17 protein-coding genes and 1 tRNA gene are annotated in these 25,720 nt (G+C 44.4%); 8 read left to right on the top strand and 10 right to left on the bottom strand.

Features of this window, described 5'->3' with window-relative positions:
- Positions 1 to 123: 123 nt before the first annotated feature.
- From QM629_RS09525 to QM629_RS09495, 7 genes are all read right to left on the bottom strand, one after another.
- The gene (locus tag QM629_RS09525; protein WP_415159554.1) at positions 124 to 945 is read right to left on the bottom strand and encodes a DUF5672 family protein; all 822 of its coding nucleotides are present in this window, start codon (positions 943 to 945) and stop codon (positions 124 to 126) included.
- 47 nt (positions 946 to 992) lie between these two features.
- Positions 993 to 2,114 carry a glycosyltransferase family 2 protein gene (locus QM629_RS09520; protein WP_415159552.1) on the bottom strand — a complete coding sequence of 374 codons (1,122 nt, stop codon included), beginning with the start codon at positions 2,112 to 2,114 and terminating at the stop codon, positions 993 to 995.
- Between the two features lie 33 nt (positions 2,115 to 2,147).
- Complete coding sequence (locus QM629_RS09515; RefSeq protein ID WP_415159550.1) at positions 2,148 to 2,903, bottom strand: hypothetical protein; 756 nt, start codon at positions 2,901 to 2,903, stop codon at positions 2,148 to 2,150.
- 2 nt (positions 2,904 to 2,905) lie between these two features.
- Positions 2,906 to 4,171, bottom strand: a complete 1,266-nt coding sequence (locus QM629_RS09510) for an ABC transporter ATP-binding protein (RefSeq protein WP_415159548.1) — start codon at positions 4,169 to 4,171, stop codon at positions 2,906 to 2,908.
- Positions 4,172 to 4,229: 58 nt separating this feature from the next.
- The gene (locus tag QM629_RS09505) at positions 4,230 to 5,078 is read right to left on the bottom strand and encodes an ABC transporter permease (RefSeq protein ID WP_415159546.1); all 849 of its coding nucleotides are present in this window, start codon (positions 5,076 to 5,078) and stop codon (positions 4,230 to 4,232) included.
- Positions 5,079 to 5,319: 241 nt separating this feature from the next.
- Positions 5,320 to 7,692, bottom strand: coding sequence for a GumC family protein (locus QM629_RS09500; RefSeq protein ID WP_415159544.1), 2,373 nt, complete (start codon positions 7,690 to 7,692; stop codon positions 5,320 to 5,322).
- A 26-nt stretch (positions 7,693 to 7,718) separates the two neighbouring features.
- Complete coding sequence (locus QM629_RS09495; protein WP_415159542.1) at positions 7,719 to 8,489, bottom strand: polysaccharide biosynthesis/export family protein; 771 nt, start codon at positions 8,487 to 8,489, stop codon at positions 7,719 to 7,721.
- 571 nt (positions 8,490 to 9,060) lie between these two features.
- Between QM629_RS09495 and QM629_RS09490 the strand changes: the two genes are divergently transcribed.
- From QM629_RS09490 to QM629_RS09475, 4 genes are all read left to right on the top strand, one after another.
- Entirely contained in the window at positions 9,061 to 10,344 is a 1,284-nt protein-coding gene (locus QM629_RS09490; RefSeq protein WP_415159540.1) for a serine hydrolase domain-containing protein, read from the top strand.
- Positions 10,341 to 10,988, top strand: coding sequence for a TMEM175 family protein (locus QM629_RS09485; protein WP_415159538.1), 648 nt, complete (start codon positions 10,341 to 10,343; stop codon positions 10,986 to 10,988). The genes QM629_RS09490 and QM629_RS09485 overlap by 4 nt, the downstream gene beginning before the upstream one ends.
- 48 nt (positions 10,989 to 11,036) lie before the next feature.
- The gene (locus QM629_RS09480; protein ID WP_415159536.1) at positions 11,037 to 11,921 is read left to right on the top strand and encodes a sugar phosphate isomerase/epimerase family protein; all 885 of its coding nucleotides are present in this window, start codon (positions 11,037 to 11,039) and stop codon (positions 11,919 to 11,921) included.
- A gap of 180 nt (positions 11,922 to 12,101) precedes the next feature.
- On the top strand, positions 12,102 to 13,277 hold the full coding sequence (locus QM629_RS09475) for a thiolase family protein (RefSeq protein WP_415159534.1): 1,176 nt from the start codon (positions 12,102 to 12,104) through the stop codon (positions 13,275 to 13,277).
- A 112-nt stretch (positions 13,278 to 13,389) separates the two neighbouring features.
- Here the strand turns inward: QM629_RS09475 and QM629_RS09470 are convergent, their stop codons facing one another.
- The gene (locus QM629_RS09470; protein ID WP_415159532.1) at positions 13,390 to 15,390 is read right to left on the bottom strand and encodes a S9 family peptidase; all 2,001 of its coding nucleotides are present in this window, start codon (positions 15,388 to 15,390) and stop codon (positions 13,390 to 13,392) included.
- A 240-nt stretch (positions 15,391 to 15,630) separates the two neighbouring features.
- On the opposite strand from QM629_RS09470, the gene ruvA reads away from it, so the two are divergent.
- The gene (ruvA, locus tag QM629_RS09465) at positions 15,631 to 16,212 is read left to right on the top strand and encodes a Holliday junction branch migration protein RuvA (RefSeq protein ID WP_415159530.1); all 582 of its coding nucleotides are present in this window, start codon (positions 15,631 to 15,633) and stop codon (positions 16,210 to 16,212) included.
- Between the two features lie 39 nt (positions 16,213 to 16,251).
- Positions 16,252 to 23,517 carry a cell surface protein SprA gene (gene sprA, locus QM629_RS09460; protein WP_415159528.1) on the top strand — a complete coding sequence of 2,422 codons (7,266 nt, stop codon included), beginning with the start codon at positions 16,252 to 16,254 and terminating at the stop codon, positions 23,515 to 23,517.
- 11 nt (positions 23,518 to 23,528) lie between these two features.
- Here the strand turns inward: sprA and QM629_RS09455 are convergent, their stop codons facing one another.
- A complete protein-coding gene (locus QM629_RS09455) occupies positions 23,529 to 24,350 on the bottom strand; it encodes an SDR family oxidoreductase (protein ID WP_415159526.1) in 822 nt (273 codons plus the stop codon).
- 53 nt (positions 24,351 to 24,403) lie between these two features.
- Here QM629_RS09455 and QM629_RS09450 point away from each other — a divergent pair, with 53 nt between their 5' ends.
- On the top strand, positions 24,404 to 24,937 hold the full coding sequence (locus QM629_RS09450; protein WP_415159524.1) for a Uma2 family endonuclease: 534 nt from the start codon (positions 24,404 to 24,406) through the stop codon (positions 24,935 to 24,937).
- On the opposite strand, the gene gmk is transcribed toward QM629_RS09450, so the two are convergent.
- Complete coding sequence (gmk, locus tag QM629_RS09445; RefSeq protein WP_415159522.1) at positions 24,905 to 25,501, bottom strand: guanylate kinase; 597 nt, start codon at positions 25,499 to 25,501, stop codon at positions 24,905 to 24,907. The genes QM629_RS09450 and gmk overlap by 33 nt on opposite strands.
- 75 nt (positions 25,502 to 25,576) lie before the next feature.
- Here gmk and QM629_RS09440 point away from each other — a divergent pair.
- Positions 25,577 to 25,649: transfer RNA gene (locus tag QM629_RS09440), tRNA-Lys, on the top strand.
- The last annotated feature ends 71 nt before the right edge of the window (positions 25,650 to 25,720 follow it).

Here is a 25,720-nt window from a genome sequence, read left to right as displayed (position 1 = left end):
CATGCCTGTCCCGAACTTGCTTCGGGAGAACCTCGCTATGTACCTGCCTCACCGGCAGGCAGGCATTCCCCTCCCGAAGCTGGTTCGGGACAGGTTGTGTGAGAAAAATTATCATGCTCGGTTTCATTCCTGAATGTTAATAAACTTCATCCAAAAATCTTTGTTGTACTTTTCCCAGGCATGGCAACCAAAAGGCAGATGCTGCTTATTGTTAGCAAACAGGTATGGCGCATTGCCTTCAAGAGCAAATAATGATGCCTGTTTTTTACCAGCCACTTTAAACCAGGCGAATTTTTCAGGCGCAATTTTACCCCAGAAATAATCTTCCTGGAAGTTATAATTATTAAAAAGATAAAAAGTATTATTTGCTATACTAAGGTTTTTTATCGTCAATAAAAATTGCTTAATGGAAGGATTATGTTTTAAGCTTCTGAGCACGCTTATGAATGGTATAATATATGCAAACGAATGAAGCACCCTTATAAAGCTTTCAATTTTTCTTAAACAAAATCCGCCGTTGCCTACGCCTATACAGGCAGAGGCCGGCGTGGCCATGCCCCAGCCTTCAAACCAGGGAGCGCCTATAAAATCATAATTGCGGGAACACCAGTACAGCAGCTCGTCTTTAAACACCCATGCATCAAGCTGGTATAAAAACATATAACGATAATCTTTGAACCGCTTATAAAAGTTTAATGACAGGCAAAACCTGTTATAGCGGGCAATTGAGGTAAAATAATTATCGCTGAACCGCTGTATGGTATAGCAGGCCTCTTCCGGCAGATATTTTACATAACAATCAAGCTTAAGAGAATGACTGCATACAAAACAAACGGGAAACCGGCCCAGGATTGCAAAACACTGCCGAAGCGAATGTTTCTCATTCTCTGATATACGGTTTTTATATACAGGTATTACAATAATTACTTCTTTGCTATAACGCATACTACTTTAAAGCAGGCTTCAAAACTATTTTTAATAGGCTGATCTTATTAAACCTGTACAGGCTTAATAACAGTTTTTCCTATTTTGCTATATGCAGCTTTGGGCACACCGGCAAAAGGCGCTAATATGCTATTATGAGAAAAGATGTTGTGATCCAGCAGCAAGCTTTTTAACATCATGGCGCATATACGCCCTAACAGCTTCACAGGAAGGCGCCTTTGTGAATACATCAGCCTGTCGTACCAATAATTGATAACAGGATAATAGCGGTATTTTTTAAATTCCCTTTTTTGCCTTGCATAATATTCATTAAACCATGCCAGGTTATGATGCTCATAAAGCAGGCAACGGTTAAAGTAGTGCAGTGCAGACCAAAGCGTATATCGCTGCTTATAGCTTAACTGAATTTTATTCATTATAACATACCGGATTATATCTTCAAAAAAATCAATCCTTTTTTTTAAGACCCCGGCATTTGCAACAAATGGAACAGCGCTGCTTATGCTGTCTCCGGTTTGCCTTCTTATAAAGCAATCCGGCTCTGAATGTAAAAACTTTTTATACTTTTTCCCGGAAAGCAAAAAGCGTACATGAAGGTCAAAATCCTGCCAGAAAGGAAGCGGCTCACGAAACCCTCCTATCGCAATTAAACTGCTTTTTCTATAGATCGGCCCGGTTATGCCCCATAGTGCATCCACTTTAAAAAATCTCGTTATATCATCTTCCTCATTTTCTGTATTCCATAACCCAATTATTTTATAACTGTCTTTATCAAAAAAATACATTGGGAAAACAAGGAAGTCTGCATCAGGGAATTTTCCAAAACAGCTAATCCTGTTTGAGAAGCAGTTTTTATCGAGCAAATCATCCGAATCGAGGAATATGATGTATGTGCCATGCGCATTTTCAATACCAATATTTCTGCATGTATTCGCTCCTTCAGGCAGCCTGCTGCGCTTAATTAATCTTATCCTTGGATCTGAATAAGCCATTGAGCAAACCAGCTCGCACGAACCGTCAGTTGATCCATCATCTACTATTACAGCTTCCCAATGGCGATAAGTTTGATTAATAACGGACTGCAGGGTTTCGCTTATCAGCCTTTTTCTATTGAACAACGGAATGATAACAGAAACTATGGGAAAACAATTTTCTTCTATACGCTTCATTTGCCCGGGCGGATTAAAAATGGGTTCTCTTAATTACAATGAAGTTAAAAACCGGTAAGCCTTTGAGCATATAATGCAAACATCTTTTATGCCCGAATATACCCCTTCTGAAAAAGGAATATTTTTCTGGTTTAATATACCTCTTAATTTTTTAATCGTTTGCTTTTCGCCGGTGCGGTTGTAATCGTCCATAATAATTATAAAATTTTCAGCCAGGCGATCGTTTAAAACCAGGTCTATAATTTCATAGCGTGAATAATCCGGGCTTCCCCATGGCCCGTCAATCACGACCATATCATATTTCCCGGGGCCTATATTATCCAATAAATTTTTATAACGGATCACTTCTGTGCTATCAATGGTGGTGTATTCTATTGGCAATAAAACTATATGCTTCTTTATTCCCGCTACCCGTACTGAAAAAAAATCAATCCATAGCGCATCATGCTCTACGATACAAAAACGGCTTGTGGAAAAAGCATCATTGTACTGGCAGGTTAATTTTGAACTTTCTCCCAGGCCAAATTCAAGAATATTTTTTGGCTTTATTTCATTATATATTCTGTATAATAAGTATAACAAGGAATAACCTGCCGCCCACCGGCCAGGACTGAAGGATTTATTTTGCAGCCAGGTTGAATCAGCAATCGTATTATTAAATATCATTGCCCAGCATAGCTCATCAGATTTTTTATTGAGGGAAATCAATTCCTGGCGAATGCTGATTTGACGCTTAATAATCTTGCTTACGCCTGTTTTATTGTAAAGCATTTTCAGCACGGAGGCCATCGTTAGAATATTTTAAAATCAGTTATCAAAACGCCCTGCCTTTCAGGCACCTGTTTTCCTGTTTTATAAAAATTTTCAAAGAAGATATTGAATGCAGCAACATTTTCAACCCAGTCTTCAATGCCCTCATTGCTTTCACAGAATATATTTACATTATACGTGCCCTGGCTTAACAGTATTCTATCAATTTTGAATAAGACAAAACCCTTCTCCGGGCAAATTTTATCAGTATATATTGCAGTGCTTAGCCAGGTAACCCGGTTTCCATATATATCATTGATGCCAACGTCAATTCTCAGGGTTTTACAGGAGCATATTTCTTCCTTTGAAATAAACCTTACTTCTATCTCAACATATTCCCCCACAAGAAACCCTGTTTTGGAATTGCCATTACCACCTTTAAATATAACATCAGTAAACCGCAGTTTGTTATTCCATTGCTTTCGCTGTACCTGCTCTATCCTTAATGCAGAAAATACATTCTGGCTTAAAAGGTATTTCTCAATAACAATACCGGCCGGGCCATAAAATTTCATTGCGCCCGCATCTAAAAGCATTCCGCTGTTACATAATTTTTTTACCGCCGCCATATTATGGCTCACAAATAATACTGTTCTTCCTTCGCCTTTGCTCACTTCTCCCATCTTACCCAAACATTTCTTCTGAAACGCAGCATCGCCCACTGCCAGCACTTCATCTACAATCAATATCTCGCTTTCCAGATGGGCCGCCACGGCAAAAGCGAGGCGTATATGCATGCCACTGCTATAGCGTTTTACAGGCGTGTCAATATATCTTTCCACGCCGGCAAAATCAACGATCTCATTAAACCTGCGGGTAATTTCTCTTTTGCGCATGCCCAGGATAGCGCCATTAAGGTAGATGTTGTCTCTGCCGGTAAGCTCCGGGTGAAAACCTGTGCCCACTTCCAGCAGGCTGGCTATACGCCCATAACCGGTTATCCTGCCGGTTGTGGGAGCGGTAATCCGGCTTAATATTTTCAGCAATGTGCTTTTGCCCGCCCCGTTGCGGCCGATAATGCCCACTGCATCACCTTGTTCAATTTCAAAGTTTATATCTTTTAAGCTCCATACCACATCCGTTTTGTCTTTCATACGGTTGCTGGTTTCGCCAATCCTCAAAAGCGGGTCTTCTTTGCCACGGATTTTAGCATACCAGCGCCTGAAGTCGCTTTGCAGGGTACCGGCGCCTATCTGGCCGGTCTGATAAAATTTTGAAAGGTTTTCTGCTTTAATGGCAATGGGCATTTAAAAGGTTCCCGTTATGTTTTTAATGAGGCTAGAAGATTTATACAAACGCCGGTTCTCAAACCGTATCTATAAAATTTTTTTCCGCCTTTGTAAAAATAATGGCGCCGGCGCACAGGGCTATAATGGCAAATCCTGCTGAATAACCCAGCATTCCCCAACTGAAACTGCCGCTGCCCAAAAAGCCATACCTGAAAGTTTCTAAAATGGCCGTAACGGGATTTAGCGCAATCAGCCATTTATATTTCTGGGGTGCGGCCGACAGGGGATAAATCACGGTTGTTGCATACATAAGCAGTTGCATGCCAAAAGTTACTACAAAAGCCAGGTCGCGGTATTTTGTCGTTAGCGAGGAAATGATCATTCCCAAACCAAGGCCAAGGCCGGCCATGATTAATACCAGCAAAGGAAAAAGCAGCAGATATAAGCCGGGCTGAATATTTGCACCTGAAAAAGAATAGTACGCCATACAGGCTAAAAAAAGCAAAAGCTGTATGCCAAAACGCACCAGATTGCTGATAACAATTCCTAACGGCATAATAAGCCGGGGAAAATATACTTTACCGAAAATATGGGCATTATCGCGAAAAACGGTGGAAGTTTTGGTGGTGCAATCGGCAAAATAATTCCATGCAGTAATACCTGCCATATAAAACAGGGGTTTTGGCAAAGCATCAGTAGATATGCCGGCAATATTGCCAAAAACAAGTGTATAGGTTACCGTAGTAAAAAGCGGTTGTATAAAAAACCAGAGCGGCCCAAGAATGGTTTGCTTATATACAGATACAAAATCCCTGCGCACCAGCAGCCAGAGCAGGTCGCGGTATTCCCAGGTATCCTTCAGTTTAAGATCAAACAAAGAATGTCTTGCCGCTATTTCCCAATGATGCTGCTGATAATCTGCCATTGCTTTAGCGCCTGCTTAAAAACAAAAATTGCATGTCATTAACTTAACGTACGTTCGATATAAGCCCTTCGGGCTTTAATATAAATAGCCGCCGGTTTCACCGGCGGTGAATCGGCGCCAGTTTATTGAACCCCGCCGGGGTTCAATAACAACCCTGCCTCATTTCCCCCCCATTTTATTCGGGGCTATTAAAATTTAATCCTCTTCGGGATTTTCCTGCCTGCCAATTCCTGCAACCATCTTAAACCCTGCTCCTTTTAAACAGCCGCTTCCACCAGGGCGCTCCCGCTGATCCATAATGCCCGTATCCCATGCTGTAATCGTAGCTGTAGCTTCCGCCATAAGCATAACCATAGCCGTAATAACTACGGATGCCTTTTACCTTTACATCATTTACGATCATAGCAAGGCCGGGCAGCATTTTCTCCCGGTATATGGTCTCCAGCATGTTCAACTGTTTACGCCGGGTAAACCGCTGGCGCACGATATACAGGCTCAGGTCGGCATACTCACTTAATATCCTGGCATCGCTTACCATGCCCAGCGGCGGGCTGTCTATCACGATATAATCAAAATTGGCTTTCAGGTAATCCATCAGCACTTTCAGCCGGTGAGACAATAAAAGCTCTGCCGGGTTAGGTGGAGCGGATACGGTAACTATAGTGTATAAATGATCATGCCCCTGCACCGGCCTGATAATTTTTTCCGGGGCAATATCACCTGCCAGGAAGGCCGCAAGGCAGGTCTTTGCTTCCGGCGCTTCCATGGCTATGCCGATGTTGGGGCGCCGCATATCAAAACCAAGCAGGAGGGTCTTTTTTCCTGATACAGACAGTACCGCTGCCAGGTTGAGTGAAACAAAGGTCTTGCCTTCGCCCGGCATAGCGGAGGTGACCAGCATGGTGGCGCCCTTCTTTTCTTTTGGCAGAAAATAGCGCAGGTTGGTACGGACAATTCTGAATTGCTCCGGCCATACACCCCTCACCCCTGCAACTACAATCTTCTTATGCTTTCCGGCAAAATGGCTGATCTCGCCAATAATGGGCGTTCCGGTAATTTTCAGTATCTCATCACGGGTGGTAACACGGTCATTCAGCAGGTCCATCAAATATACAATCAGCAGGGGCAGGGCAAGCCCGGCGAATATAGCCACTATGTAAATATTGGCATTCTTTATATTGACAGGCCCGCTGCTGGCGGCCTTATCCACCGCTTCACTGTTGCCTACCGATGCCGCCTGTGAAATAGCAGACTCCTCCCTTTTTTCCAGGAGATAGAGGTAAAGTTTTTCCTTAATGCCCTGCTGACGCTCAATTTCGAGCAATTGTTTTTCACGGGCCGGTATGGAATGCACCTTGCTTAAAGCGTTTTTATATTGCTGTTGTGTGGCATTGAAGGCGTCTGCATAAACTTTTTTCACATTTGCTACCGCCTCTGCTATCCTGCTCCGGCAATCATCCAGTTCCGCTTCCAGCGCCTTCACCTGCAGGTTTTTTTCGCCAAGGGTTTTTAGCATATCTTCTCTTTTTAAAACCCCTGCATTATAATTATTCACCAGGGCGCTTAAGGTTACATCGCCAATACCAAGATCAGAGGGAACAAGCCCATACCGGCGGCCGGGATTATTGATATAGCTGCCCACCATATTGGCTATGTTCATCTGCAGTTCCTGGCCGGATAATTTGCTTTCCAGTTCCTTTACGTTGCCCAATTTGGTTATACTTTCCGACCTAATATCAATGGAATTATTCACCCTGAAATTCTTCAAATCATTTTCCACCGCATTCAGCTCGCTGCTGATAAAGACTAAACGGTCGTCTATAAAACGAATGGTATTTGCCGCTATTTTATTGCCCTGCTCAATATTATAATTATTGTATTCCTCAGCCAGGGCATTTAATAAACCTTCTGCCTTGCGGGGCGCCTGTGAGGAAGTGGAAGCTACCAGTACAGAAGAATATTTGCTTAACGGGTTTACCGTGACGGAACCTGAAAGGCTTGCAGCAACCGCATCTGTGGGCTGCCATACCGCCCGGTATTTATAATCCGGCCTGTAATCCCGTGGATTGAGAATATTGATCACATAATCAAATTCCGGCGTGCTGATGACGGTATGGTTAGGTATTTTTACGGCTTCTTCGCCACGCAACACATATATACCGTCTTTTTTTACCTGTATGGTAACGCTGTAACTGCGGCCCGAATCTTTAATATTGGAAAATAGCAGGAAGCGGTTGGCGGGAACAGGCTCATATACTTCCAGGGTATTTACTTTGCCGATGGAATAATATGTTGTATTGAGCTGCCGCAACCTTACCACCCTCGCCATCAGTTGCCTGGATTGCAACACTTCAATTTCATTATAGATATTCGGCCTGGAAGTGGCAAGCAATTCAGATAAAACCGGGTTTTCACTGCTCTCCTTGCCGGCATTTTTAATCAGCACCTTAATGCTGGTTGAATATACGGGTGTCTGGAAATGAATGCAGGTTTGGGCGATGATAAGTGCAATGACGAGGAAGAGCAGGAACAAAGGCAGGTAGCTCAGCGACTTTATCAAAAGCTCCCTGAACGAAAATTCGCTTTCCTCTTCCCTGATAACCGTTTTTTTCATTGAAGTTGCAGCCATTATTTTTGCGGTTACCTGTTGGTTAAATTCAGGATGATGGCAGTTGCAGAAAGAAGGGTCGTGAGAATGCCTATGTAACGTATGCTCCGGGTAAGCATTACATCATTGGCAATAAATTTGGTTTTGGCCGGCTCCACATAGATCACATCATTCTGCTGCAGGTTATAATAGGGCGAGCGGAATATCTTGTTGGAAGAAATATCCACCCGGCCAAATTCCCGTTTGCCATCCTGTTCGCGCACCACCAGGATATTATCCCGTTTGGCATAGAGCGTAAGGTCGCCGCTTTGGGCAATGGCCTGCAGTATATTGATCCTGCCATCAGGTACCTGTATTGCGCCCGGGCGCTCCACCTCCCCCACCATATAAATAGTGAAGTTTACAATAGTCACTATAACTACAGGCCCTTTTATGTAATCATCCAGTTGCTTTTGCAGGTATTGTTGCAATTGCACCGGCGTAAGGCCCGCCACATGCACGGCGCCCAGTTGCAACAACTGTATATTGCCGGCAGAATCTACCAGGTAGCCCTGCATGGCAGCCGCCTGCGTGATATTAAAAGCATCGGCCGCTTCTTTGTTAATGGCCGTAATATGGATACTCAGCCTGTCGCCCGGCACAATAACCACTGGCTTATACAGCACAATGCTTTCCGGGCCGGTAACACTGTCATTCAGGTACATAGCATGCTGGAAATTCTTTGGCACACCACAGGAAGCAAGCGCCATAACAACCGCTGTGCAGGCAGGCGCCAGGGCCGATTTTTTAAAATAGAGAAGCATGGAATGATTATATAAACAGCGTTAATCTTATACCGTTTGCATTAGGAAATACATAGTAACATTCCAGTGCCGAACAAGCAACGCCGGACAATATCATCATTGCCTGTTATGTTGTTACTTTCCATCAAAATAAAAAGGGAAGCGCCAAAGCGCCCTCACGGCTTCGCCTACCTCACACCCATCGAAAACGGCCGGTGCAGGCAGGCAAAAAATCACCAGGGAAATAAGCTTGTTTCAAAAAATTTATTACCATGCTATAAAGGAGAAATCTTCGAAAAAATGTATAGATGCTGGTTCAGGCGCCTGGCAAACAATTCGTTTATCGGATTAGCAATTATATTTTATCGGATTAGCAACTATATTTTTAACGGATACAGAACATTACCAATTCAAGTTTAGTAGTTTTTATCTCTGCTACAAATATGAAGATAAAATAATTGTAAACAAAATTTAACAAACGGAATTTTCGGAGAGGCTCGTCAGCCAAAATATATGCACTGGCGCTTCAGGATTAAAACCCTGGATTAATTCCTTTATTATCCATTATTTTTATCAAAACTAAATTTGCTATATGCCTTCAATTATTACAACAAGAAAATTATACATCGCTGCATGCGCCCTACTATTTGTAACAGCCTGCCATGCGCAAACAACCATCAAAACAGGCAGCGCGCCCAATCCGGGCATTGATTATAAAAAGCTTGCCAATATAGATACACTGGTGAATGGTTATATAAACCGTAACTGGATAAAAGGCGTTGCCACCATTGTTATAAAAGATGGCCAGGTGATTCAATACAAAGGTTATGGCTATGCCGACGCTGCATCTAAAAAATCAATGGAAGCCAACAGCATTTTCCGCATTGCCTCGCAAACAAAAGCCATTGTAAGCACCGGCATTTTAATTTTATACGACCAGGGAAAGCTTTCATTAAGCGACCCCGTTTCAAAATACATTCCTGAGTTTGCGCACGAAACCGTGTTGGATAAATTTAATGCGGCCGATACTACTTATACAACGGTTGCCGCCACCAGGGATATAACCATTAAAGATTTGCTTACGCACACATCAGGCATTGATTATGCAGTTATTGGCAGCGATAACATGAAGGCTATTTATGCAAAAAATAATATTCCGTCAGGGCTTGGCGTGATGGATCAAAGTTTATTGTCGGCCATGAAAACGCTTGGCAGGCTGCCGCTGGCTTTTCAGCCCGGAACCCAGTGGCGTTATGGGCTGAACGTAGATGTGCTGGGGGGTATTATTGAAATTATAACTGGCATGAGCCTCGAAGATTTTCTGCGCAAAAATATTTTTGAGCCATTAGGCATGAGCGATACCTGGTTTAACCTGCCGGCAGATAAAGCCAGCCGCTTAACAACAGTTTATACGGAAGATTCGTTACATAATATTATTCCCTGGGGCAAGACAAATTTTGGTGTTGATCCCAATTATCCTGTAATCAGCAAACATTATTTTTCGGGTGGCGCCGGCCTGTCTTCCACGGCTTATGATTATGCGCTGTTTTTGCAGATGATAATGAATGGCGGCAGCTACGGCGGCAAAACCATTTTAAGCAGACGCACCACCCAGATGATGCTGCACCCGCAACTGGATTTTCTTTTCAACGGTAAAAACAATTTCGGGCTTGGCTTTGAAATTACAACTGATAAGGGCAGCGCCGACGGCAGCCGCAGCGAAGGCAGCTTTGCATGGGGCGGTTATTTCGGCACCACTTACTGGGCCGATCCAAAAGCGCATTTAATATGTTTAATTATGACACAGCAAAACCCTAATTCGCATTACCAGTTATCACAGCAATTTGAACAGTTAGTGTATGCAAGCTTAAAATGAACAGGGATAACAGATGCCTGAACCGAACAATCATTCAGCAATCAACCAAAAACAATATGGGCAAAACAAGGCTGGAAGCTTTCAGCGATGGCGTACTGGCCATCATTATAACCATCATGGTGCTTGAATTAAAAATACCCGAAGGCACAAGCCTGCAGGCATTAAAACCTGTATTAGCGGTTTTTCTCACGTATGCCTTAAGCTTTATTTACATTGGCATCTACTGGAACAATCACCATCACTTAATGCATTTGGTAAAACATATAAGCGCCGGCATTATGTGGGCCAACCTTAATTTATTGTTCTGGCTTTCGCTTATTCCTTTTGCCACAGGCTGGATGGATGAAAATTATTTTGAACCGCTGCCCGTTGCATTATATGCCGCATTGCTGGCAATATGCGGTATTGCATATACTATACTGCAGGCAACAATTGATAATTGCCATAAAAGCGAAGGCGCTTTAAAAGAAATAATGCAGGCACAGCGCAAAAAAGGCATTATATCTTTTGTTATATATATAGCGGCCATACCACTGGCTTATATAAACACAATCATTTCCGGCTGCCTGTTTATTGCCGTAGCCATTATGTGGATTATACCCGACAGAAAAATTGAGCGCATAACAACAACAGAAAGTAAATAACTTTAGCTCCTGTTCGTTTAAAATATTCTCTAACGACAACCAGTTAATATGACAACAAGAAGATTCTTCATCAAAACAACATCACTTGCTTCTGCTGCACTGTTCGTAAAACCCGGCGCATTGCACTTTAAGGATGCTCACATAGGCCTGCAACTTTATACAGTAAGAAATGCGATGGGCAAAGACCCGGCAGGCACGCTCGCCAAAGTGGCATCCATTGGTTATAATTCTGTGGAAGGCGCTACTTATACCGGCACAGAGAATTTTTATGGCCTGGATGCAAAATCCTTTGCCGCATTGCTTAAACAAAACGGTTTAATTATGCCCAGCAGCCATTACCGCCTGGGCGAAGACCAGGAAAATGGCAAAGATCTAATGGGCACTATTTTACATGACTGGGATAAAGCGGTTGATGATGCAAAAACTGCCGGCATTAAATATATGGTGTGCGCATGGCTTTCACCGGCAGAGCGTGGCAATGCAGATCATTACAAATTGCTTGCAGAACGCTTAAATAAGGCAGGCGAAACCTGTGCAAAAGCAGGCATACAATTATGCTACCACAACCATGATTTTGAGTTTACGCAAGATAATGGGCAGTTGCCTTACGACATTCTTTTGAGCCATGCAGACAAAAACCTTGTAAAGTTTGAGCTTGACCTTTATTGGGTAAATAAAGCAGGCCACGATCCTGTTGCTTTATTCAATGCAAACCCGGGCCGTTTTCCTTTATGGCATGTAAAGGATATGGATAACACGCCGCAACATGCTTTTACAGAAGTGGGCAATGGCGTAATAGATTTTAAAACCATCTTTAAAGGTGCAGATAAAGCGGGCTTAAAATATTTCTTTGTTGAACAGGATATAACGCCCGGCGACCCGTTTATCAGCATTACAAAAAGCATTGATTATATAAAGAAGAACCTTATTTAAAACAACTTGTAGATTGTTAGCTGCCCTGTTGTTTTGTCTCTATATGCTGTTCGGCAAAATGCTTAAAATAATAACATTGGTTTAGGCATTTTTCAAAAGCTAAAGCAGTGGGTTAGTGCATGTTTATATCGAACTTGCGTTAAGTTAATGTCATTACATTTGAAATCTCAAATCTAAATTATGCAGGAAGCTTATATCATAGCCGGTTACCGCACAGCCGTTACAAAAAGCAAAAAGGGCGGCTTCAGGTTTTACAGGCCTGATGATCTTGCCATAGACGTAATCAAGGGATTGATGGCCGCCGTGCCGCAGCTCGAACCGCAGCGCATTGATGATGTGATTGTAGGCAACGCCGTTCCCGAAGCGGAACAGGGTTTGCAATTCGGGCGTATTATTGCGGCCAGGGCTTTGGGCATTGAAGTGCCGGGCGTAACGGTAAACCGTTATTGCGCCAGCGGGCTGGAAACCATTGCTATTGCTACTGCCAAAATACGAACCGGTATGGCGGACTGCATTATCGCCGGCGGTACGGAAAGCATGAGCCTGGTACCAACAGCAGGCTGGAAAACGGTGCCTGCTTATTCCATTGCCAAAGACGAACCGGATTATTATTTAAGCATGGGCCTTACAGCGGAAGCCGTTGCCAAAGAGTTTAATGTAAGCCGCGAAGACCAGGATGCTTTTGCATTAACATCACACCAGAAAGCAAAAAAAGCAATAGAAGAAGGCTATTTTAAAAGCGGCATTCTGCCCATTGGTATTGAACAGGTGTATGCGGATGAAAAGAATAAACGCAAAACCAAAACCAATGTGGTTGATACAGACGAAGGCGTTCGCGCTGATACTACGATGGAAGCATTGGCCAAACTAAAACCGGCGTTTGCGCAGAACGGAAGTGTAACGGCGGGCAACTCTTCCCAAACCAGCGATGGCGCGGCATTCGTAATCGTGATGGGCGAAAAAATGATGCAGGAATTAGGCATAAAGCCCATGGGCCGTTTGGTGAATTGCGTTTCTGCAGGTGTGCATCCGCGCATTATGGGTATTGGGCCTGTGGCCGCAGTTCCGAAAGTTTTGAAGCAGGCCGGTATGAATTTAAGCGATATTGATTTGATTGAGCTGAATGAAGCCTTTGCATCGCAATCACTGGCAGTTATAAGGGAGCTTGGATTAAAACAGGATATTGTAAATATCAATGGCGGCGCCATTGCGCTCGGTCATCCGCTGGGCTGTACCGGCTGCAAATTGACTGTGCAGATACTGAATGATATGAAACGCCTCAATAAAAAATATGGCATGGTTACTGCCTGCGTTGGCGGCGGTCAGGGCGTTGCCGGTATAATTGAGAATTTGTAGATAACCCGTGATTAAAGACACCGATACTTTAAACAAAAAAGCAATGCCTGTGGGCCTTCAAGTTTTAAGATAGTGCCTTAAATCAACTACATTGAAGTTAGTGGGATTGGCCTTACTTCAAATATTTCCCAAACCAGTCAAGGTAACGTTCAAACCTGTCTTTCATATAACCTGGCACGGATATGCCATGAAACTGGTTAGGGTAAATGACAAGCTCCGTAGGCACGCCCAGGCTTTTTAATGCCTGGTACATTTGTTCGGCGCCGGCGGCAGGCACATTAAAATCTTTCTGGCTGGCCATAAATAAAGTAGGTGTAGTTATCCTGTCAGCATGAAAGAATGGATAAGAAAGCTTTATCCATTTATCCGCATTCTTCCAGGGTGCGCCCAATTCTGTTTCGTATTGTGTTACATATTGGTCAACGCCATACATGCTTAATTGCAGCGAGCTGCCCGCGCCGCTGGCCGCCGCCTTAAAGCGCGTGGTAGTGGCAATAGTATAATTAGTAAGAATGCCGCCGTAGCTCCATCCGCCAATAGCCATGCGGCTGGAATCGGCGATGCCCTGTGCAATCAAATAATCAGCGGCGCCAAGAATATCCACCACTTCTTTATTGCCCCAGTCGCCATAAATGGCGCGTATATAATTTTTGCCCCGGCCACTGCTGCCGCGATAATTTACGGCTGCCACGGCATAACCGCCTGCCGCCAGTGTATTCCGTTCCCTGTCAAACTCATAATCGTCCTGCCCCACCGGCCCGCCATGAATGTACATTATTAACGGCAGCCTGGTATTTAAGGGCGCATTGGCAGGCCTGTATAAAATGCCCGAAACAAGCGTACCGTCGCTGCTTCTGCTTTGAAAGCCTTCCACCTTAATGGTTTGCAATGGCGCAAGAAATGAGTCGGTGGCATGCGTTAACCGCCGCAAACCGTTTTTTTCAAGCGCATATAATTCGTTGGGCGTATAAGGATCGGTCATGTTAACCAGCCAGTCGCCGTTTGACGGGTTCATCTCTGCATTCCAGAAAACTTTTTCGCCGCTGGCCAGCTTTACATATTTTTCGGTGGCAATATTAAAAGAAGCGATTAATTGCTGGCGGTCGTCTTCCATTAAAGCAATAATATTTTTTCCGTCTTTGCTCCAGCGCGGCTCATATAATTGTTTATCGAAGGAAGAGGAAATTAAATTAGGCCTGCCGCCATCTGCGGATATTAGCGCCAGTATATTCTGGCCATACATGGTAAAATTTTCGTCGCTGCTGCTTTGCAGGTAAGCAATGTATTTTCCGTCCGGGCTCCATTGCGGGTGGGTGTCTTCTCCTTTCCATGTGGTAAGCTGAAAAGGAATGGCGCCCTGCATCGCATCCATGATAAAAATATCATCATTCTCATTTTTATCTGCATCTTCCGTATGGTTGCTTACAAAGGCTATCTTTTTACCGTCCGGGCTCCAGGCAGCATCGCCTTCATTATAATTTCCCGATGTTAATGTATCAATATCATGCGTAGCCACATCAAGCAGGTATAAATGGGTTTTACGGTTATCGAGGTAGCCGGTTACGTCCTGCTTAAAATGGTAGCGGGTTATTACATACGGCTTTCGATTGCCGGATTCTGCGGTATCGGAATAATCAATATCATTCATCACCAGCAAAATCTTTTTCGCATCCGGGCTCCATACATAATCTTCAATATCATTTTTTACGTCGGTTATTTTTCTGGCTTCACCACCCAGCCGGTTCAAAAGCCATAGCTGCGTGGCCGCATCATCTTTGTGCGTATCATCATCATCGGCATATCTTGAAGAAAGAAAAGAGATGTATTTATTATCAGGGCTGAAGCGCGCCGTGCTCTCGCTTTCCTTTGTGTTGGTCAGTTGTACATTTTCTTTTCCATCCCAGCTTACCATCCATATATCATTATCGGTTTCATCCTTTGAAGTATCAACGGTTGAGACGGTATAAGTGCACCATTTGCCATCGGGCGACGCCTGCGGATCGGATACATCCACATAGCGCAGATAATCTGAAGGATTCATGGGGCGCTTTGTTTGCGCAGCAGCAAAGCCGTATATAAAAGCAAAAGCTGATAAAACATACACCTTCTTCATGTATAGCAGTTGTTATTTATTTGAGCGAATATAATTCGCCAACTGCGAAAAACCTGTGTATATGGTTTCATTTTTCAGTTTAAACAAGTGCATTATTTTGATTAAAATATATCCGGAAGCAAACATTGGCTGCTTAAACACAGTAAAGGCTCATTTTGTTTTATTCACAATATAGTTTGAGTTGTTCGCTAACAAAATAACCTGCCGATTAAATGAATGCTATATTTTTGATGCCCTTGTATGATAGCATTTGTAAATGGAAATTTTGTAACCAGGCTGCCTTCGCAGGTAATCGTTGACGTAAATGGCGTTGGCTACGATTTGCAGATAAGCCTGCATACGTATTCAGCTATTGCAAACAAGGAGAGCGGCAAACTGTTTACCTACCTGCACATTACCGAAAATGCGCATACGCTATATGGTTTTAGCGATGTGGAAGAGAAAGAACTGTTTTTACAACTGATAAGCGTTTCCGGTGTGGGCGCCTCCACAGCAAGAATGATGCTGAGCGGCCTGAAGCCCGATGAAATTATCAGGGCGATTGCAAACAGCAATACCAAACAACTGGAAAGCATTAAAGGCATAGGAAAGAAAACGGCAGAACGTATTGTGCTGGAGCTGAAAGATAAGTTAAACAAACTGCAAACCAATATGCCGCAATCTGCGTATTCAATAGGTACGGTGGGGGCAGACGCCCTGGATGCGCTGGTAGCCCTGGGCATTCAAAAAAATATTGCTGAAACGGCCATAAAAAAAGTACTTTCATCGTCCAATAACCTTTCAGTGGAGAACATTATTAAACTGGCACTAAAAAATCTATAGCTTATTGAGAAATTTTACTAAACCTTAGTTACACAAAAATTGATAAGATTTCTTGTTGCCAATAAACTTTTATTGATAACGGTTTTTGTATTGGGATGGTGCAGTGATGTCATTGCACAACATGCCGATACGGGCGGTTACTCCCTGCACGACAGCTTGCATTATCCTTTGCAGGACAGGCGTGGAGACAGGTTTACATGGGATTATTCCAATCCTTTCGACATAAGAGACACCGGGTTTATCAAACAGCATATTGAATACGACCCGGCAACCAATCAATATTATATAACAGAGAAGGTAGGCGATGTGATTTACCGCAAGCCCACCTATCTTACGTTTGACGAAATGTACCGCCTGGAAAGCCGGAAACAGGAGGAGGATTATTTCAACCAGCGCGGCCAGGCTTTACTTGACCTTAACAGGAAAATATCACGGCCCGAGCCTCGTGTTTACACCAGGCTTTTCGACCGCATGTTTGGCCTGGGCCCGAACGGCCTTAAAGTGGATATAAAACCACAGGGCACCGTTGACCTTACCATGGGCTACCAGGGCCAGGTAATTAAAAATCCCACCCTGCCGGAAAACGCCCGCAGGAACGGCGGTTTGGATTTTGACATGAATACCAACCTGAACATTAATGCCAGCATTGGCGATAAGCTGAAACTGCCCATCAGCTATAATACGCTTGCCAATTTTGATTATGAAAACCAGTTAAAGCTCGATTATAAAGGCATGGATGATGAAATATTAAAATCGGTGGAAGCCGGCAATATTTCGTTTCAAACCAAGAGCAGCTTAATGGCGAGCCCGCAAAGCCTGTTTGGCGTGAAAACACAGCTACAGTTTGGAAAATTATTTATTACTACGGCGCTGGCTAACCAGAAATCGCAGCAGCAAACCTTAAACCTCTCCGGCGGCGGCTTAAACCAAACCGTTAATAAAAAGCTGGATGATTATGATGAAAACAGGCATTTTTTACTGGCCCAGTATTTCAGGAAGAATTATAACAGCGCCATGGCCAACCTGCCGGTGGTAAACAGCCAGGTGCAGATTGTGCGCATGGAAGTTTGGGTTACCAACCGCACCAGCGCCACTACCAATACAAGGACGGTTGTTGGCTTTGCCGATATGGGAGAGATTGAGCCTGCCAATTCAAATATCCATGCCATTACAAGCGACCAGCTGCCCAAAAACACCACAAATGATCTGTATTCCACATTGCTTGGAAGCGCCGGTTTCCGCGATCCTTCCATAGTGAACAGTTTATTGGTGGCAAGAGGCCTTGCACCGGTAAACGATTATGAAAAAACCTTTGCCCGCAAGCTCGATTCAACAGAATATTATTATAACCCGCAGGTCGGCTTCCTGTCGCTGAATGTGCAACTGCAGTCTGATGATGTTTTGGGCGTGGCTTATCAGTACACATATAATGGAAAGGTTTATCAGGTGGGTGAATTTTCGCAGGATGTTACGCTCGATTCCACACAGGGCGTTCAGAAAGTGCTTTTTTTAAAACTGCTTAAAGCCACATCCCAGCGCGTAAAGCTGCCTATATGGAACCTGATGATGAAAAACGTGTATTCGCTTGATATTTCAGGCATGGATTCTACCAATTGCAAGCTGAATGTTTTATACCAGGAACCAAGCGGCGGCACAAAACGGTACCTGCCTGTAAGCGACCCCGCAGTGTCGGGCCAAACGCTTATACAAATCCTTCGCGCAGACCGGTTAAATGGCCGCGGCGATCCCCAGCCAGACGGATATTATGATTTTGTGAATGGGTTTACGGTAATAGCGCAGCAGGGTAAGATCCTCTTCCCGGTATTGGAGCCTTTTGGGCAGGACCTCGCCGACCTGGCCTTCCAGGGGGTAAGCCAGGATACCATAAATAAATACGTATATTTTCAGTTATACGATTCAATTAAAGCAATAGCGCAAACTTATGCTAACCTGAACCGCTATAAACTGGAAGGCACCGTTAAAGGAAGCTCAACCAGTGAAATTTACCTTGGCGCCTTTAACATCCCACAAGGATCGGTTAAGGTAACGGCGGGCGGGCAAACCCTTACGGAAAATGTTGATTATATCATTGACTATAACCTCGGCACATTAAAAATCATAAACCAGGCTATTATAAACTCAGGGGTGAGCGTAAATGTAGATTTTGAAAATAATGCCACGTATGGCGCCCAGCAGCGCAGCTTTTTGGGCTTAAGGCTTGATTACGTTGCAAACAAGCACCTTTCCTTTGGCGGCACGGTGGAGCGGCTGGCTGAGAGGCCTTACTATACCAAGGTGAGTTATGGTGAAGACCCGATACGCAACACCATGTACGGCTTCGACTTCAGCTACCAGAACAACCTGCCGGGCTTAACACGCCTCCTCAATAAGCTTCCTTTTTATAATTCTGACGCCATGAGCACCATCAATGCCTATGGCGAAGCGGCCGTGCTTAAGCCTGGCCATCCTTCACAAATTGGCGAAGGCAGCAGCGGGCTTATTTATATTGATGATTTTGAAGGCGCCACCAGCAGTGTTGATCTCCGGTATCCTTTTATTTCGTGGGCGCTTGCCTCCACGCCAAGCTCCTTCCCGGAAAGCCAGTTAACCAATAATCTTGATTATGGCAAAAACCGCGCAAAGCTGGCCTGGTATAATATCGAGCCCATCCTCCAGGATAAATCAAGCACCAATAACCCTTTGCGCGGAAACCTGAAAGAACTGAGCGATCCCCGTGTAAGGCAGGTTTATACGAATGAATTATTTCCCAACCGCACCACCAATATTACAGATGTAATTGCTTCCACATTCGACCTGGCATATTACCCCACAGACCGTGGCCCGTATAATTTTGCCAGCGATAAAGCCAATGTGGATGCCAACGGCAAACTGCTGAACCCGCAGCAGCGCTGGGGCGGCATTATGCGCAGCCTGGACCAGACCGATTTTGAAACCGGCAACATCCAGTACATTGAGTTCTGGATACAAGACCCGTTTATCAAGGACCCGTCAGGCACAGGCGGAAAATTGTTCATTAACCTTGGCAACGTAAGCGAGGATATACTGAAAGACGGAAGGCGTTTTTATGAAAATGGCTTACCCACACCGTCCACTTCCGCCGCCGTCTATAATTCAGCCTGGGGCAGAACGCCGGTTAATCCTATACAATTAACGCAGGCTTTCAGCAGCACCGAGAGCGACCGCCCATACCAGGATGTGGGTTTTGATGGCGAGGCCGACGACTCTGAAAGGGTGCAGCGCAGCACCTTTTTAACGGATATAGCCACCAATTTTGGCGCCGGCTCCCTCTTGTATCAGAAAGCGCAGGCAGACCCGGCAAACGACAATTATAAATGGTACAGGGATGAAAGCTATACCAGGGCAGGCACCGGTATTTTAGGCAGGTATAAAGATTATAATAACCCGCAGGGCAACTCGCCCATCTACACCGGCACCTCGCAGTTTTCGCCGGCCGCAACCTTATACCCGGACAATGAAGACCTGAACCGGGATAACACACTGAATGAAACGGAAGAATACTATGAATATGAGATTGACCTGAAACCGGGCATGGCCGTTGGCGCCACAAAGTACGTAACGGACAGGCGCACCGTAACGCCCCGTTTGGCAGACGGCGCCTCCACCACAGAAGACTGGTACCTGTTCCGCATTCCCGTGGAGGAATTTACAAGCAAGGTGGGCGAAATGTCTGATTTTAAATCCATCCGTTTCATGCGCATGTACCTGTCCGGCTTTGAAGACTCTGTTGTGCTGCGTTTTGCCTCACTGGATATGGTGCGCAACCAATGGCGCACCTTTACCTACAACGTAGATACAAGCGGCAGTTATACGCCCATATCCACCGCCGCTGCCACCACCATGAATGTTTTGGCTGTAAATGTAGAAGAAAACAGCAGCCGCCAGCCTATACCATACATGATACCGCCGGGCATTGAGCGGGTGCAGGAATTGAGCAATAACGGGGTGAACCTGCTGCAGAATGAACAGGCCATGAGCCTGCAGATAAATAACCTGCAAAAAAATGATTCGAGAGCCGTATTCAAAACCCTTAACCTCGACCTGAGGCAATACGGCAAGCTGGATATGTTTATCCACGCAGAATCCGGGCTCAGGCAATCGCCGCAGCTTGCCAATGGCCAGGTAGCCGCTGTTATACGCATTGGCCAGGACTTCCTGGAAAATTATTACGAAGTAAAAATCCCCTTGCAGGTAACACCATTTGGCACCACGCTGGCCTCCGGCATCTGGCCCGACTCTAATAACCTTAACCTTACCCTAAACGATCTTGTTCTGCTTAAAACAAGAAGGAACGCCGCTGCGGTAAACATTTCGCAATACTATTCTGAGCAAATCGGCAACAGGGTTTACAGCATTAAAGGCAACCCCAACCTGGGCGAAGTAGAAGGCATTTTAATTGCCATTGAAAATGAAACCACCAATACCATCAGCACAGAAGTGTGGGTGAATGAACTGCGCCTTTCCCAAATAGATGAAAAAGGCGGTTATGCCGCTTTGGGCCGGGTGGATATGCAGCTTGCTGACCTGGGCACACTCTCGCTTTCAGCCAACACTTATACGTATGGGTTTGGAACCATTGACCAGCAGATAAATGAACGCGCCCGCGATAATATGTTCCAGTACGATGCGGCTTTGAATATTGACGCCGGTAAATTGTTGCCAAAATCCGTTGGCCTTTCCATACCTGTATATGCCAGCATCAATAAAACCATTTTAACGCCGGAATACGATCCTTTCGACCTGGATATTCTGTATAAGGATAAATTAAAAATGCCCGGCATTAATAAAGATTCAGTGCGAAAAGCAGCCATCGATGTTACAACGGTTAAAACCATCAATTTCACCAATGTGCGCTTTGCCCAGCGCAGCGCCCAGGCAAAGCTTTGGAGCATAAGCAATTTCGATTTCAGCTATTCTTATACCGAATACAAGCAAACCAGCCCCACCATACTGCTTAATAATATAAAAACCTATCGCGGCGGGTTTGGCTATACCTTTAATGCCACGCCAAAATTTAAAGAGCCGTTTAAAAATCTTATCAGGAATAAGAGCCCCTGGCTTGCACCTGTAAAAGACATCAACTTTAATTATGTGCCGTCGCTGCTGGGTGTGCGGTACGATATTAACCGGCAGTTTGGCATGTATATTCCGAGAATAGTGAATACCTACGATTCCAAGGTGGAAAAGGTTGATACCACGTATGACAAGTACTTCACCTTTGACCGTTATTATAACCTGCGCTGGGATTTTACCCGGAGCTTTAACCTGGATTTTGGCGCTGTAGCTTATGCAAGGGTTGATGAACCGGATGGCTTGCTTAACACGAAGGAAAAGAAAGATACGGTAAGGCAGAATTTTTTTCATGCAGGCAGAAACACTTTGTACCAGCAGCATGGCACGCTAAGTTATAATATTCCTTTTGCCAAGCTTCCGGTTACAGACTGGATCAACGGGCGGTACAGCTATGCAACATCATACAATTGGGTAGGCGCCAGCCTGCTGGCAACCAGCCTGGGCAACACCATTGAAAACTCGCAGCAAAATGGCGTAACAGCCGAGTTTGATTTAACGAGGTTATATGCCAAATCAAAATTTCTTACAGCCATAAGCCAGGTGGATGATAATACTAATGCAGGCCAAAGCCCCGGCGACAGCATTCAGCCTCCAAAATCAAGGATAGAAATTATAACCGACTCTGCAGGCAACAAACTAAGAGGCGCTGAAAAAAGGCATGCCCTGCAAAAATGGCGTCAGCAAAAAAGAGATTACCGCAGGCAGCAAAGAAAGAATAGGCAAACCACCGGCCCGGGCGGCGCTGTAAAGGCTGCCGGCCAGTTATTGACCATGGTGAAACATGCATCCCTCACCTATAATGAAACTTACAACAGCCGTGTGCCCGGTATAACAACAGGAACAGGCTATCTTGGCCAGGACCAGAAAGCCAGCCAGCCGGGCTATGCTTATATTTTTGGCAAACAGCCCGATACCAACTGGCTGAACAAAAAAGCAAGACAGGGCGTAATTACCAAAGACACTTTGTTTAACCTGTTATATTCACAGGATTTTCAGCAGCAGATTAATTTTACCGCACAGCTTGAGCCGATACGGGAGTTTAATATTGACCTGAACATTCAAAAAACGCTTTCCAAAAATTATTCCGAGCTGTTTAAAAACCTTTCTTCCGGCACGGCATCATTTAACCATTTAAGCCAGCTGGCGGGGGGTGGGTTTTCCGCATCCTATATAAGTTTTCAAACATTGTTTAAAAAGTCAAATCCCAACCAGGTTTCCAACACATTTAAAAAATTCCAGGACAACCGCCTTACAATTGCCAACAGGCTTGCCAAGGCAAACCCATACTGGGATAAGACTTTCCAGTCTGACAGCTTCCCAACCGGTTACGGCCGCTACCAGCAGGATGTGCTGCTGCCGGCATTTATTGCAGCTTACACAGGTAAAAATGCAAGTACGGTGGGCTTAATAAATGAAAGCAATTCAAACATAAAATCAAACCCGTTCAAAAGCATTCATGCCTTGCCTAACTGGCGCATCACCTATACAGGGTTATCAAGGCTCCCTGCTTTGTCTGACCTATTCAGCAATATAACCATAACGCATGCTTATACCAGCACATTCAGCATGAACAGCTTTAGCAATTCCTTATTATATTACGACCCGCTGCACCTGAGCCAGCCGGCTTACCGGGATTCGGTATCGGGCAACTACATACCTTATTTCCTTATTCCGAGCCTTACCATACAGGAGCAGTTTTCACCGCTGATAGGCATTGATGTTACCACCACCGATCAAACATCGCTGCGGTTTGAATATGCCAAAAGCAGGATATTAAGCATGAGCCTGTACGATTACCAGCTAAGTGAAGTAAGCAGCAATTCGTTTACGTTTGGCGGCACTTACCGCCAGAAAGGGGTGAACATGCCATTCAAATTGCCTTTTATTAAAACCGAGCCCGGCAAAACAGACCTGAATATCAGCCTTGACTTCTCCATACGCAACGACCTGCAAACCAATAGTGTGCTCGACCAGGCATCTGCCTATAGCACGGGCGGGCAAAAAACGATCTCCATACAACCCAATTTTGATTACCTGATCAATAACCGCATTGACCTTAAATTTTACTTTGAACAGCAGCGCATCATTCCCTACATTTCCACATCGGCGCCCATCATCACTACAAGGGCCGGTATTGAATTACGCATATCTATTGCGCCGGGAAGCAGTGGTGCATCATCCGGCAATAATTAGAGGAGCAGGCGTTACAGGAACAGGTCGGGATATAAAGGGCCGCCGGGATTCACGGCATAGCCGGACAGATCGGTTATATTTTCGGCTTCCAATACTTTCTCATCAATAAAATTATTGCCGGTACATACGGCAGCCGCTTTACTTACAATATAATAAGCGGCATCGGCCATTATTTCAGGCAGGCGGCTCATTTGCATTAATGCATCGCCGCCCAGTAAATTCTTAACCGCAGCGGTTGCAATAGTAGTGGCCGGCCAAAGCGTATTGGAAGCTATATTGTATTTTTTAAATTCAGCCGCCCAGCCCATTGCCAGCATGGTCATATTGTATTTGCTTATGGTGTAAGCAATGTGTTTATCCAGCCATTTTCCCTCGAAATTTAATGGCGGCGACAAGGTAAGTATGTGCGCATTGCCCGATCTTTTTAAATGAGGAAGGCAGTGTTTGGTTACAAGAAAAGTGCCGCGAACGTTTATATCAAACATCAGGTCAAAGCGCTTTGCTTCTGTGTTTTCTGTATCAGTCAATTGAATAGCAGATGCATTGTTTATAACTATATCAATGCCATTAAAAAATGCAACAGCTTCTGTAACGGCATGCTGTATTTGTTCTTCCTGCCTTATATCAACCCTTACAGGCAAGGCATTGCCGCCGGCGGCTTCTATTTCTTTTGCTGCTGTATAAATAGTGCCGCCCAGCCTTGCATCTTCCTCCACGGTTTTCGCCGCCACAATAATGTTCGCTCCTTCTTTTGCCAGTTTCAGGGCAATGGCTTTTCCAATACCGCGGCTTGCCCCGGTAATGAATATTGTTTTGTTTTTAAATGATGGCATATATTTTAATTAACCATAAAAATAAAGATTTATAAATGCCGTAAATTAGCGGTATGGAAAGTATGTTGCACCCGCCGAGAACAGCACTGGAATTATTTAAAATACTTCCTGAAGGCACCCGTTGCCAGTTAATAGAAGACCATATCATTATGTCTCCCTCTCCCATCTGGAAGCACCAGGATATTGTAAAAATTATCCTCTTCCGCATTGAAAGCTACCTGAGAAAAAATCCCATAGGGAAGGTATTGAGCGATGTAGATATTTACATCAACGAAAAAAATGTTTACCGCCCTGATATTTTCTTTGTTGCGGATGAACAGATGGATATTTTAGGCGATGATGGCTACGTGCACGGCGCACCGCATTTGGTGATTGAGGTGCTTTCGCCGAGAGCTTCCAGGTACGATAAAACAAAAAAGAAAGAAATTTATGCGCAATACGGTGTAAAGGAATACTGGCTTATTGACCCTCAAACACTGCAATGCACAGGCTTTATTAATGAAAGCAACTCTTTTACACCACTTCCGTCTTCACAGGGCGCTTTTATGATTTCATTACTTGACCTTATGGTGCACCTGAAGTCCTAAAAAGTTTTTTACAGCGGTTTCCGCTTCCAGGCAGGCCTGTTCCAGTTTATCGTTAATGATGATGATATTGAACCGGTGTTTAAAGCTCAGTTCAAACACCGCTTTATTCAGCCTTGTCTGCAGGCTTTCCAGGCTTTCCGTTCCACGGGAATTTAAACGCCTTTTCAGTTCTTCAACAGAGGGCGGTTCTATAAAAATGGTAAGGCAGTTTTCATCGAACTGCTCAAACACATGTACGGCGCCCTTCACATCAATATCCAGCAGAGGCACTTTATTATCATTCCATATCCTTTCCAGCTCACTTCTGAAGGTGCCATAAAACTTTCCTTCATATACCATTTCCCATTCTAAAAAATCATCGTTCTGTATTTTATTATGAAAGCCTTCTTCGGTAATAAAATAGTAATCAACGCCATTGGTTTCATTGCTGCGGGGTTTTCTTGTTGTGGCTGAAACAGAAAAGCCAAGCTGGGGAATTTTATCCAGCAAATATCTGGTAACGGAGGTTTTACCTGCACCTGAAGGTGCTGTTATAATAATTAACTTGCCTGTATATGCGGCCATAAAAAAAATTGGCGTGCAAAATACGTCAAACAGTTATTTTTGCAGCCCGTTAATAATAAGCAGTTTATCAAAAATGACTCCGTAGCTCAGTTGGTAGAGCAGCTGACTCTTAATCAGCGGGCCCAGAGTTCGAGTCTCTGCGGGGTCACCTCTGGGAACATTTTGAAATTTTTTTCATTTTGTTCCCTTTTTATTTCGCTGAAACCCTTATCCAGATTG

Origin of the sequence: Parafilimonas sp., from assembly GCF_047606085.1 — a bacterium.
GTDB lineage: Bacteria > Bacteroidota > Bacteroidia > Chitinophagales > Chitinophagaceae > Parafilimonas.
The sequence above is the reverse complement of the archived record's forward strand: the minus strand, read 5'-3'. Positions and strand labels throughout refer to the sequence as shown.